Source organism: Agrobacterium sp. (assembly GCF_032092815.1).
In the GTDB taxonomy this organism is placed as follows: Bacteria; Pseudomonadota; Alphaproteobacteria; order Rhizobiales; family Rhizobiaceae; genus Agrobacterium.
The window spans coordinates 72,766-85,586 of record NZ_DAMDBP010000008.1; the positions used below are offsets into that span (position 1 = coordinate 72,766).

7 protein-coding genes, 1 tRNA gene and 1 riboswitch are annotated in these 12,821 nt (G+C 53.9%); of the genes, 2 read left to right on the forward strand and 6 right to left on the reverse strand.

The genetic code is table 11. The annotated features are described in order from the left end of the window. Positions 1-90: 90 nt before the first annotated feature. The 6 genes from nrdF to RT613_RS06545 form a co-directional block, all read right to left on the reverse strand. Positions 91-1,065, reverse strand: coding sequence for a class 1b ribonucleoside-diphosphate reductase subunit beta (gene nrdF / locus RT613_RS06520; protein ID WP_313613925.1), 975 nt, complete (start codon positions 1,063-1,065; stop codon positions 91-93). Between the two features lie 17 nt (positions 1,066-1,082). Continuing rightward, positions 1,083-3,236 carry a class 1b ribonucleoside-diphosphate reductase subunit alpha gene (gene nrdE, locus RT613_RS06525; protein WP_313613927.1) on the reverse strand — a complete coding sequence of 718 codons (2,154 nt, stop codon included), beginning with the start codon at positions 3,234-3,236 and terminating at the stop codon, positions 1,083-1,085. Then, a complete protein-coding gene (gene nrdI, locus RT613_RS06530; RefSeq protein ID WP_313613929.1) occupies positions 3,206-3,622 on the reverse strand; it encodes a class Ib ribonucleoside-diphosphate reductase assembly flavoprotein NrdI in 417 nt (138 codons plus the stop codon). Before nrdI ends, nrdE begins: the two co-directional genes overlap by 31 nt. A 12-nt stretch (positions 3,623-3,634) precedes the next feature. Beyond that, positions 3,635-3,856, reverse strand: coding sequence for a glutaredoxin-like protein NrdH (gene nrdH / locus RT613_RS06535; RefSeq protein ID WP_313613931.1), 222 nt, complete (start codon positions 3,854-3,856; stop codon positions 3,635-3,637). Positions 3,857-4,105: 249 nt separating this feature from the next. Then, a riboswitch (cobalamin riboswitch) is annotated at positions 4,106-4,325 on the reverse strand. A gap of 244 nt (positions 4,326-4,569) precedes the next feature. Next, positions 4,570-6,300: a flagellin gene (locus RT613_RS06540; protein WP_313613933.1), complete on the reverse strand. Its 1,731-nt coding sequence runs from the start codon at positions 6,298-6,300 to the stop codon at positions 4,570-4,572. Positions 6,301-6,733: 433 nt separating this feature from the next. Next, positions 6,734-6,810, reverse strand: a tRNA-His gene (locus RT613_RS06545). 312 nt (positions 6,811-7,122) lie between these two features. On the opposite strand from RT613_RS06545, the gene RT613_RS06550 reads away from it, so the two are divergent. Together RT613_RS06550 and RT613_RS06555 are read left to right on the forward strand one after the other, a co-directional pair. Next, positions 7,123-10,758: an ATP-binding protein gene (locus tag RT613_RS06550; protein ID WP_313613935.1), complete on the forward strand. Its 3,636-nt coding sequence runs from the start codon at positions 7,123-7,125 to the stop codon at positions 10,756-10,758. Between the two features lie 318 nt (positions 10,759-11,076). Continuing rightward, positions 11,077-12,627 carry an iron ABC transporter permease gene (locus tag RT613_RS06555; RefSeq protein ID WP_313614054.1) on the forward strand — a complete coding sequence of 517 codons (1,551 nt, stop codon included), beginning with the start codon at positions 11,077-11,079 and terminating at the stop codon, positions 12,625-12,627. Positions 12,628-12,821 lie beyond the last annotated feature (194 nt).

Here is a 12,821-nt window from a genome sequence, read left to right on the forward strand (position 1 = left end):
GGCCTGTGGTCGCGACATCGCACCGCCACCACAGGAACAAAACTCAATGCAGCTTACCAAAATGAACGAACAGCACGCACCGACCGGACATCAGAAATCCCAGTCATCATCCTCCGTGGCAACGGCCTTGCCGATGACGTAAGACGAGCCCGAACCGGAAAAGAAGTCGTGGTTCTCATCGGCATTGGGCGACAGCGCTGACAAGATGGCAGGATTGACCTTGCATGCCTCCGGCGGAAACAGTGCCTCATATCCCAGGTTCATCAGAGCCTTGTTGGCATTGTAATGCAGGAACTTCTTGACGTCTTCGCTGAAACCAACACCGTCATAAAGCTCTTCGGTGTATTTCGCCTCGTTGTCATAAAGCTCCAGCAACAGGTCAAAGGCAAAGTCCTTGATCTCCTGCTTTTGCGCATCTCCCAATCGGACCAAAGCACGCTGGAACTTGTAGCCGATGTAATAACCGTGCACGGCCTCATCACGAATGATCAGGCGGATCAAATCGGCTGTATTTGTCAGCTTGGCGCGGCTGGACCAATACATCGGCAGATAGAAGCCGGAATAGAACAGGAAGCTTTCCAGAAAAACGCTGGCGACCTTCTTTTTCAGAGGATCAGTGGAGGCATATTGCTCCATGATCAGTGTCGACTTGCGCTGCAGAAATTCGTTTTCTTCCGACCAGCGATAGGCGTCATCCACATCGGGCGTCAGGCACAGCGTTGAGAAGATCGACGAATAGGACCGTGCATGCACCGCCTCCATGAAGGAGACATTGGAGAGCACCGCCTCTTCATGCGGTGTAGTGGCATCGGCCATCAGTTTTACCGCACCGACACCATTTTGAATGGTGTCGAGCAGTGTCAGGCCCGTAAACACACGAATGGTGAGCTGCTGTTCCTGCTGTGTCAATGTTGCCCAGGACGGGATGTCATTGGATAGCGGCACCTTTTCCGGCAGCCAGAAATTGCCGGTCAAACGGTTCCAGACCTCCAGATCCTTGTCATCTTCAACACGGTTCCAGTTGATTGCACGCAGGCGGCTGGCAGCCTTGATTTGTATATTCATAAATATCGTCCCTCAATTTACAGCGTGCAGGAAACGCAGCCCTGAACCTGCGTGCCTTCGAGCGCCATCTGACGCAGCCGGATGTAATAAATGGTCTTGATGCCCTGCTTCCAGGCGTAGATCTGCGCTCGGTTGATGTCGCGGGTGGTGGCGGTGTCACGGAAAAACAGTGTCAATGACAGGCCCTGATCGACATGCTGCGTTGCCGCGGCATAGGTATCGATGATCTTTTCAGGGCCGATTTCATAGGCATCTTGATAATATTCAAGATTGTCGTTGGTCAGAAAGGCTGCGGGATAATAGACGCGGCCGATCTTGCCTTCTTTCCGGATTTCAATCTTCGAGACGATCGGATGGATCGAGGATGTGGAATGATTGATGTAGGAAATCGAACCGGTTGGCGGCACGGCCTGCAGGTTCTGGTTATAAAGACCAGATGCCATGACTGCCTCCTTCAACTCCTGCCAGTCATCCTGGGTTGGAATGTGAATACCGGCCTTTTCAAACAGTTCCTGAACCTTTTCGGTCGCGGGCGTCCATTCGCGCTCGACATATTTGTCGAAATATTCACCGGACGCATATTTGGAGTTTTCAAAGCCCTTGAAGCTTTCACCCAGTTCCACAGCCAGCCGGTTTGATGCGCACACCGCGTGATAAGCCACGGTGTAGAAATAGATATTGGTAAAATCGATGCCTTCTGGCGAACCGTAGAAAATGCGTTCACGGGCGAGATAACCGTGCAGGTTCATCTGCCCCAGACCAACGGCGTGGCTCTCATCATTACCCTTGGCGACCGATGGCACGGATGAGATGTGGCTCATCTGCGAAACGGCGGTCAGTGCACGAATTGCCGTTTCAATGGTTGAGCCGAAATCGGCAGAATCCATTGCGGCTGCAATATTCAGAGAGCCAAGATTGCAGGAAATATCCTTGCCCATATGGCTGTAGGAAAGATCATCACTAAAGATGCTGGCGTCGCTGACCTGCAGGATTTCAGAGCACAGATTGCTCATGGTGATACGACCGGCAACTGGGTTTGCGCGGTTCACCGTGTCCTCAAACATGATATAGGGATAACCGCTTTCGAACTGGATTTCCGCAATGATCTGGAAGAACTCGCGGGCCTTGATCTTCTTTTTGCGAATGCGGCTGTCGGCTACCATTTCGCGGTATTTTTCGGTGACCGAAATCTCGGTAAACGGCACGCCGTAGACCCGCTCCACGTCATAAGGCGAGAAGAGGTACATTTCCTCGTTGTTCTTAGCCAGTTCAAAGGTGATGTCTGGTATGACCACACCGAGCGACAGGGTCTTGATACGGATTTTCTCATCGGCGTTTTCGCGCTTGGTATCGAGAAACCGCATGATGTCAGGGTGGTGGGCATGCAGGTAAACTGCCCCTGCCCCCTGGCGAGCGCCAAGCTGGTTGGCATAGGAAAACGCATCTTCCAGCAGCTTCATCACCGGAATGACGCCGGATGACTGGTTTTCGATATTCTTGATCGGTGCGCCCATTTCACGGAGATTGGTCAGCGACAAAGCAACACCACCACCACGCTTGGACAATTGCAGCGCCGAATTGATGGAGCGACCAATACTTTCCATGTTGTCTTCAATACGCAACAGGAAGCAGGACACCAACTCGCCGCGCTGATTTTTGCCTGCGTTGAGAAATGTCGGTGTTGCCGGCTGGAAACGACCTGAAATGATCTCATCCATCAGGTTACGGGCCAATTGTTCATTGCCGCGCGCCAACGTCAACGCCACCATGCAGATGCGGTCTTCATAACGTTCAAGGTAACGCTTGCCGTCAAAGGTTTTCAGCGTGTAGCTGGTGTAATATTTGAAGGCGCCGAGGAAGGTCGGAAAACGGAATTTGCGTGCATAGGCTTCGTCGAAAAGATTACGCACGAAATTGAAGGAATACTGGTCTAGCACCTCCTGCTCGTAATATCCTTCCAACACGAGATAATCGAGTTTTTCCCTAAGGTTATGGAAAAACACCGTGTTCTGGTTGACGTGTTGCAGGAAATACTGCCGTGCCGCCGACCTGTCCTTGTCGAGCTGGATTTTGCCCTCATCATCATAGAGGTTCAGCATGGCGTTGAGCGCGTGATAATCCAGCGCCGTTTCACCCACCTTTAGTGGGCGTTCGTGTGTTGTGACGTCCAAAATCGTTCCAATCCATGTTTGGCTTTTGCAACATCATCTCCGGTGCCCAACAGTTCGAACCTGTAGAGAAACGGCACCTCGCATTTGCGGGATATGATGTCGCCGGCAAGGCAGTAAGCCTCGCCGAAATTGGTGTTACCGGCAGCGATGACACCGCGAATGAGGCGGCGATTTTCCGTCGCATTGAGAAAATGAATAACCGGTTTGGGAACCGCGCCTTTTGCGCTGCCGCCGCCGTAGGTCGGCACCACAAGCACATAGGGTTCCGTGACCATGGGTGGCGGTTCGCCTGCCCCGATCGGCAAGCGCAACGCCCGAAATCCCAGTTTTTCAACGAAGCGACGGGTGTTTTCCGATGTCGATGAATAATAGACAATCAGCCCCATCTGACCTGCCCATCACGACAAGGCGCTGATCATGTCAGGCCTGAAACCGGCCCAATGGGTATCACCCGCCACAACAACCGGCACCTGGCGATAGCCGAGATTCTGCACATGCATCAGCGCCGCATCGTCCACGGACACGTCAATGACATTGTAGGCAATACCCTTACGCTCAAGAGCGCGTGTCGTGGCCGTGCACTGGACGCATGCGGGTTTGCTATAGACTGTGATGTTCATGACGTTCCTCGTTGATCGATAAATTTGGACAAGCGGATGCAGTCGGTCACGTCTTGGCGACGAAACCGTTGGTTTTTAAAATGTCTTGGGGGTCTGAAATCAGATCAGATAAAATGCCGCGCGCGCATCATGACGAACGGAACACATATTTCATACAGCATGCTTTCACCCCGAAGCTTTGGCAGGGGGCAAATATGCGCATGCCAAGCTTTGCCTGGGATAACATGCACCCTTCGGACACCCCGCCCGTGGATTGTTTTTGCTCGAGGCAGGTCTCCTGGCTCGCGGGTCACGGCATCATACCTAGTCTTCCCAAAGCACACATGCTTCAGTGACGGATTTAAGTAGACGCTATCCGCTTACAGTTGCGGGGGCAGCTATGGCATTGCCTGATTTCTCAAACGCACCATATTCCCATCTTAGCTTCCATGTCTTGCGACAAAGAAGAACCTAGAACACTATATATAGTAGTTATTGCGCGTGATTCGTCAATCAACGACAAGCCCTAAGACTGGTTTCCTCACAACAGAATGCATTCGTTTTATGGAGAGCGTGTGACGGAACATGTGTCGCCCAGCATTGCGGGCCGTTTCCCAACGCTGCACCGAGCGAGATATGCCGTAAAAAAACTGCCGTTTTGAAACACGCGCTGGTAAATACCAGAAGCCTCCTGCATGTCTTATGCGAGAGGCTTTTTTGAATGGACCTGCAGATTAACGGAACAACTGCATCACGCCTTCGGCGTTGGAATTGGCAATGGACAGTGTCTGGATACCCAGCTGCTGTTGGGTCTGGATTGCCTTGAGCCGGGTTGAGGCTTCATTCATATCTGCATCTACAAGACGGCCGATACCACTGTCGATCGCATTAGACAGCCGGTCTGCAAATTCCGTCTGCATGTCGATACGCGTTGAGAGAGCACCGAGTTGAGCAGCGCTGGAAATCGACTCCTTGAGCATGTGCTCAACGCCCTCGATGTATCTGTCGATCTTGAACCGGGTCGATGTCACATCGATCTCAGCGAGATCAAAATCCAGCGTGAATGGCAGGTTTGTGCGAACGTTTGAGACATTGAACACCGCCGCGCGGTTACCGGCCTCCGGATAGATGGCAGGATCGGCCATGAACACGATCAGCCCGGGATATTCCGTATCCGTCGATGTCACCGTGATGCCGCTGCCTGCGGTGACATAGGCCAGCACCGTTGCAAAAGCGTCGCGGTCGCCAATCAGGCCGTCGGTGGTGCCGAGCGCAGCATCGACCACTGACTTGTCGATCATCAACGTCTGCACACCGCCCCCATTCACTTCAACGTCGAAGCTGATTTCAGCAAGTCCCGATACCGTGAAAGGTTCTGTGAAATTGACCCAGCCCTTCGGGAACATGTTATCGTGATTGGCGGAGGGAGTATCTTCCAGACCAAGCCCAAAGCCCGCCGGGTGGCCGCTGGTGAAGCTGGAGTTCACGCCTGTAATGTCGACGCTGGAACCATTATGGCCTGATGTCTCGAGAGAACCGATTTCATAACGGGTCGCATCACTGCCAAATGACGTAAAGCCATTTGGCTTGACTGCCCACAATGGCACGCCGTTGTCATCAAACACCTTTTGCAGCACACGGGTCATGTCATAGGCATTGTTGATGGTGCCGTCCAAAGTGCCAAGGGCGGCGTCAACCACTGACTTGTCGATTCTCAGATTGGTGATTGTCACACCGACATCTGTATCAAAAGCGTCCACAAGAACCGAAAATTCGATAAAATCAGTGCCGACAAAGGTCGCCGGCCCGGTGAATACATGTGTCTCGTGGCCATTATGGGCATAGACATTCATATTGGCATCAGCAAAGCCACCAATATCAGCCACGCCACCCAAATCCTTTTGCAGGATACCGCCACCGCCTTCATTCAGCATGCTGATGGTTCTGAGATCTACGTCTGATGTTTTGACCGCAACCGAGCCTTCACTTGAGCGCACAAACGCCGAAACAACGGATGAACTGAGGCTATCCGTTTCCATCAGATGTGTCGCGGCCGTCGTGTTGAGCCAATTTTCGCCGCTGAAACTGGCTGAAGCAACGATGCTTTCGGCCTGATCATTGAGTTGTTTCAATTCTTCCTGGATTTTTGATTTGTCGATGCCATCTTCCTTCGCAGCCACCAGACGGGCTTTGAACTGCTTGAGAACATCGACAATGGAGTTAGTGCCTTCATAGGCTGTGTCGACCTTTGCGGCGCCAAGACCAAGCGCATCCGACACGGTAGAAATCGCCATGTTGTCCGAACGCATGGTTGTCGAGATGGACCAATAGGCTGCGTTGTCGGCAGCGACCTCAACGCGCAGTCCGGTTGAAACCATTCTTTGCGTGGTTTCCATATTGGACGATACGGAACGCAGGGTCTGGAGCGCAGAAATTGCCGCACCATTGGTTAGGATGGAGGTCATGGAATGCTCGAGCTGTAGGGAAACCGCTCGTCATGAGCTTACAATCATGAGGAGATACAATCACTTGTATGGTTAACAACTGGTTAACGCTTTTTATGCTTTCTTGGCATCGGCGCAATCATTGAGTGTCTTTACACCATCAAATCCCGCCCTTGCCGTCATCGCGGCTGCATAAAGTCCTTGGCCATTGAGATTAGACGTCCTGTCCATGCCGAAAGCGCCGCAATCCGACGCAGCAGAGTCAGGGACGCATCCTTTGATCACCGGATTGGGCGCGGCTTAGAATCACACAGATGCGGGAGGATTGATGGTGTCGGCCTTACGACATCACACGCAGGTTCAAACAACGCATAACAGCAGAAATGGGCCTTAATCGCGCGTCCCCCTGCCTGATAAGGCATCGGGATATATGAACATCAAGGGAAAAGTGGAATGGTACGGTTGAGTGGAGTTGAACCACCGACCTCAGGTGCCACAAACCTGCGCTCTAACCAACTGAGCTACAACCGCACACAAACGACCTGCAAGGCCGCTATGGGGGTCACATACGGGGTGTTTTCCGTTTTTGCAAGACCCTTTGAACTTTTTACAAAAAAAGACGTGGAATAGCAAATGGCGATCATTGACCGGAGAACGGCGAGCCATCAAAGTTTCGGCAATTAACTCTGTTTGCCAATTCCGTGCCGGTGATTATGGACCGCCATGCGCTGGGAAGTTATTTAATATTCTGTTAACATGCCCCGCACGCATTAAAGGTTGGCTTTTCATGAGGAAAAGCAGCAGAAACATGCTGGGGTCAGCAGTACCAGAATAGGTTTCGAGATGCCCGCCGTTCAATATCCTTTCATAGATATAGCTGTTCATGAGCGTGTGCGTGACCGTTTCGGCCGGGGCGAAGCTCTGGTGCTGTTTTCGATCGACCTTGAACATGTGCTGTGGGCAAATGGCCGCGGCGCCTCCTTGTTCGGGACCAATTCCATCTACGATTTTCTGGACCATGGCCCAAAGCCGCAGGACATTACCTTCCGGCAGATTTCCATGGCGGCCAGCAAGCTTTCGGAACTGGGTGATTCCCAATTCTTCACCGCGCGTATCGCTGCCGGTTTCAGAACCGTGCCGGTCAAGGCAATCGTTGAACTGATCAACATCGACGCCAACACACAGGCCATTCTTTTCTCATCGCCCGTCGATGTGCAGCAACCTTCTGCGCAGGAATGTGCCAAGCGTATGATCGAAGGTTTCAGCGACCCTGACATTCATCTGGCTGTGCTGGACGAAAACGGCTTGATCCTGGCCGCTTCGGACAATTTCCGCAACCTCGACATCACGCCGAATACCGTAAAAACGCTGACAACGATGACCCAACATCAGGCTGGGCATCTGATCAAGCGCCCTATTCCGACGGGTAAGGGTTATCTGCCAGCCGCCACCGGCCAGCTTAGCCAGGCACCAGTGATGAACCTGTTGTTTGTGGTGGAAACCGCAATCGGTACGCTCGATCCGGTATATGATGACAGCAATAAAGAGGAGGTCGCTCCGGCAGCACCCGTGGCCGCTGTAGAAGTGACAGCACCCGTTGTTGAACCAGCTGAAACCAAGTTCGAAACGTTGATCGATGACATCGCCAGCATCGAAGATCTGCCGCAGCAGGACGAAGAGTTTGACGCCTCCGAAGCCCTTGATGCGCAGGCGTCACTGATCTTTGCCGATGTCGAAGAGCCCGAGCATGCGCCTGTTGAGGCTGAGGCTGAGGCTGAGGCTGAGGCTGAGGAAAATGTCGCCGTCGTTGAGGACGAAGTACAGCTCCTTGCTGCCGAAAATTATGATGAGCGTTCCGAAGACCTCGATTTTCCTGTTTTTGACGACATTGAGCCAAGCGCTGCAGCGAGTGCATCTGTCGAGCAGGTCTCTGAAACAGACGTCGTCGCCGACGAGATCGAAGACGCCGAAGAAGCTCCGTCTGCGGCACCGGGCGCATTCGTATTTAATCCCTCCGCACGAGCCTCGCGTTTCGTCTGGAAAATTGATGCCAATGGTTGCTTCAGTTCAATTTCGCATGAATTTGCCGAAGCGGTTGGACCACGCTCCGCCGCTGTTGAAGGCATGTCCTTTGCCGATGTTGCAAGCCTGCTGAACCTCGACACGGACGGCAAGATTACCGAGCTGCTGAGCAAGCGTGACACATGGTCGGGCAAGACGATTTTCTGGCCGGTTGAAGGCACGTCACTTTCGGTTCCGATCGATCTGGCAGCGCTACCCACCTATACGAGAACCAGAGAGTTTGATGGCTTCCGTGGTTTTGGCATTGTGCGGCTGGCTGATGCGGTGGAAGACCCGCAAGCGATTGGCCTGAGCCTGGCAGACAATGACACGGTATCCGCACTGGACATGCCAGTCGCCGACCTGACGCCTGAAGCAGATGTTGAGCCAGAGGTCTTGGAGCAGGACGCCGAGACGGACGAGCATGTCTTTGAAGACAGCCTGCCTGATGCCGAACTTACCGAGGAAGCCACTGCCAACTCAGTTGAAGGCAACGAGCCACCTGTCTCATTCCAGCCGCCGCGCGAAGAAGTGCCAGCGCTTCGCATCAGCGAAACACCCAACCGTCGTTTCTCCGACAAGATCATCCAGCTTGAGGAACATCGCTCGCGTGGACGCGACGGTCTGACACCTGGTGAACAGGCAGCGTTCCGTGAAATTGCGCGCCAGCTGACACCAAAGGGCGAAGAGGTCGCAGCTGAGGTCTCCGAACCAGCACCCGTGCAGCAAGAGCTTGAGACGGAAACGCCAGTCGTTTCGATGGTCGATCCCGTTGAAGAAACCCAGGTTGAGACGGTCACCCATGATCGTGAAGAGCCAGAGGTGATTGAGGAAACTCCAGATATTGCCGACGTCGAGGCGTCAGCAGCTGTCGAGGCCACTCAACAGGAAGAGGTCGCACCTTCCCGCGAGACCGGCACATTGACGGAAGAGACGGTGGATGCGCTGCCCCTGGCATTGCTTGTTCACACTGGCGACGACCTCATTCACGCCAACCCGGACTTCCTGCGCCTGACCGGCTACAGCTCCGTTGAAGAACTGGCTTCGGTTGGTGGCATCGACGCGCTGTTGCAGCGACAGGATCTGGAAAACATCGGTGAAGGCAGTGGCGGTATGGTTGCCGTGAGCGCTGAAAACGATCTCATTCCGGTCAATGCCCGTCTGCAGTCTATCCGTTGGCACGGTTCAGCCGCGCTGATGTTGTCGCTGGTGCCTGTGCACAAGGTGGTTGAACCCGCCCCTGTCACTCCAGTCGCCGAAGTTATTGACGCACCGGCGAATAACCTTGCGGTCGAGACCTTGCAGGGTGAAGTCGATGAGCTGCACTCGATCCTCGAAACCGCAACGGATGGCATCGTCATTCTGGACGAGGAGGGCACGATCCGTTCGCTGAACCGGTCGGCAAGTGCGCTGTTCAATTACGACAATGGCGAGATCAGCGGCAAACCCTTTGTTGTTCTGTTTGCCCATGAAAGCCAGAAGGCCGTGCTGGATTACCTCTCCGGCCTGTCGAACAATGGTGTCGCCAGTGTTCTCAATGACGGCCGTGATGTGATTGGTCGAGAAGCAAGCGGTGGTTTCCTGCCGCTGTTCATGACCATTGGCCGGCTCAAGTCGTCGCGTGGTTTTTGTGCCGTCATCCGGGACATTACCCAGTGGAAACGCACCGAAGAAGAGCTGCGCAATGCCAAGCGCGTTGCAGAAACTGCCAACGCTCACAAGACAGATTTTCTTGCCCGCGTCAGCCATGAAATTCGCACGCCGCTCAATGCGATTATCGGCTTTGCCGACATGATGGCAACGGAGCGCTTCGGCCCGATCGGACACCCGCGTTACGTCGAATATGCCAATGACATTGGCCGTTCCGGTCGCCATGTGCTCGATATCGTCAACGACCTGCTCGACATTTCGAAGATCGAAGCCGGTCAGATGGATCTCGATTTCGTGGCCGTTGAACTGAACGACACGATCTCTGAAGCTGTGTCTTTGGTGCAGCCACAGGCCAACAATCAGCGCGTCATCATTCGCACCTCGCTGTCGCAATCCGTGCCGGCCATTGTTGCGGACCTTCGCTCCATCAAGCAGATTGTGCTCAACATCCTGTCCAACGCCATTCGTTTTACACCGGCTGGTGGGCAGATCGTTGTATCGACCGCTTATGAGCCGAATGGCAGCGTCAACCTGCGCATTCGCGACACTGGCATCGGCATGAGCCGGACAGAGCTGGAACAGGCCATGAAGCCTTTCCGCCAGGTGGCGTCCAGCAACCGAATTCGTGGCGATGGCACCGGTCTGGGCTTGCCCTTGACCAAGGCCATGGTTGATGCGAACCGCGCCAATTTTTCGATCAACTCGTCACCCAATGAAGGCACGTTGGTTGAGATCAACTTCCCATCCCAGCGGGTTCTGGCAAACTGAGCCACTGTGCTTTTAAGCTCACGCATCAGACATGCGTGGGCTCGCTTTTTTGACATTAGTCTGATCTGCGGCAATTTTCACAGTGCACATCAGTGAAAGCATTTCCTGTTTGCAAAGGGATGCTGTAAAGAGCGGACTTCTTTTGCAGTAACGGATTTCTGCCGCAAGACCGGTGGAAGGATCAGACAATTGCAGCCAGCCGATACCAGTGTTCAGCATATTTCCGGGCAAGGCACCCGTTTTAACCTGCTGAGTTTCATTGCCATTCTTGTGGCGTTCATCGTTGCCATTCCCATCATTGCCGTGTTCTGGATCGCCATGAGCGGCGGTGTGGGCAACTGGGAACATCTGTTCGCTTATGTGCTGCCAAGGGCAGGCACCCGTACATTGTTGCTACTGGTCTGCACTGGCCTGCTCACCACGTTTTTCGGTGCTTTGACCGCATGGCTGGTGACGACATTCGAGTTTCCGCTACGCCGGGTGTTGTCGCTGGCGCTGGTTCTGCCGCTGGCCATCCCTGCCTATCTCGCTGCTTATGCTTTTGGCGAGTTTTTTGATTTCACCGGTCCGATTCAAACCACGGTTCGCAGCCTGTTCGGCTATCAGAGCATCAAGGAATACTGGTTTCCAGATATCCGTTCGCTTGGCGGTGCGGTGCTGGTGCTCAGTTCTGTGCTCTATCCATATATCTATCTTTCCGCCCGCTCAGCCTTCAGTATGCAGGGGCGGTTTGCGGCAGAAGCTGCCCGTACCATGGGCGCATCACCATCGCGGATTTTCTGGCAGGTGCAATTGCCGATGGCCCGCCCGGCCATCATGATCGGCCTGACGCTGGTCTTGATGGAAACACTCAATGATATCGGGGCTGTCGAATATCTCGGTGTGCAGACCCTGACCTTCACCATCTATGAAACCTGGTTGAACCGCGGCAGTCTTGCCGGCGCCACGCAGATTGCTGCGGCGGTCCTGCTGATCGTTGGTGCGCTGATCCTGCTGGAGAGGCAGGCGCGAAAACGCCAGCGTTTTTCCACGCAAAAGACAACGATGATGGCGCAGCGATTTCTGCTCAAACCTTTGAGCGGTGCAAAAAAATGGCTGGCGACCGCTCTTTGTGTGCTGCCGGTTCTGACCGGTTTTGCCATTCCTGTTCTGGTGCTTGGCGCCTATGCTGCAAGGCGCTTGGATGGTTTTCTGTCACCGAAGCTGATCAAGGCCTTGTGGCACAGCCTGTCGGTTTCCGGCACGGCTGCCTGCCTGACGCTGGCCATGGGGTTCGTGCTGTCTTACGCCGCACGGGCAAATTCGTCCGCCGTTACCCGCACGGCAGGTCGCATTGCGTCGCTCGGTTACGGCATACCCGGCACCGTTTTGGCAATTGGCGTGTTGATCCCGCTCGCCGGTTTTGACAATCACGTCGATGCCTTCATGCGCAGCACCTTTGGTTACTCGACCGGCCTGATGATGAGTGGCACTGCCTTTGCCATTATTTATGCCAGCACGGTACGTTTCATGACCATGGCCGAGGGCTCTCTGGACGCAGGTTTCCAGAAGCTCTCCCCGCACATGGATATGGCCTCACGCACGCTTGGCAGGACAAAACTGCAAACACTGATTTCAGTGCTTATTCCCAATATGCGCCCGGCCGCACTGACGGCCTCACTTCTGGTGTTTATTGAATCGCTGAAAGAACTGTCCGCGACGATCCTGCTTCGGCCATTCAGCTTCAATACGCTGGCGACACTGGTTTACGAGGATGCGTCGCGCTCCAAGGTGCAGGATGCGTCCGTGGCAGCCATCATCATCATTGCGGCGGGGTTGATCCCTGTTGCGCTGGTGTCGCGCTCGCTTGAGCAGCGCCCCTCGGAGTAATAGCCCAAAAAGAAAGGCAGCTAATGCTGCCTTAAAAAATTTATGCTGTTCAACGAAAGGAGGAGTAGGCCGACATCATGTCTTTGGAACCAGAGGTCCCTGCGCTATCCACTCATCGGATAGCCCCACGTTGATTTACTTTTGTCAAACGCCTCTTAACAGTGTGTTAAAAAACGACCCAATCAATCAATGGC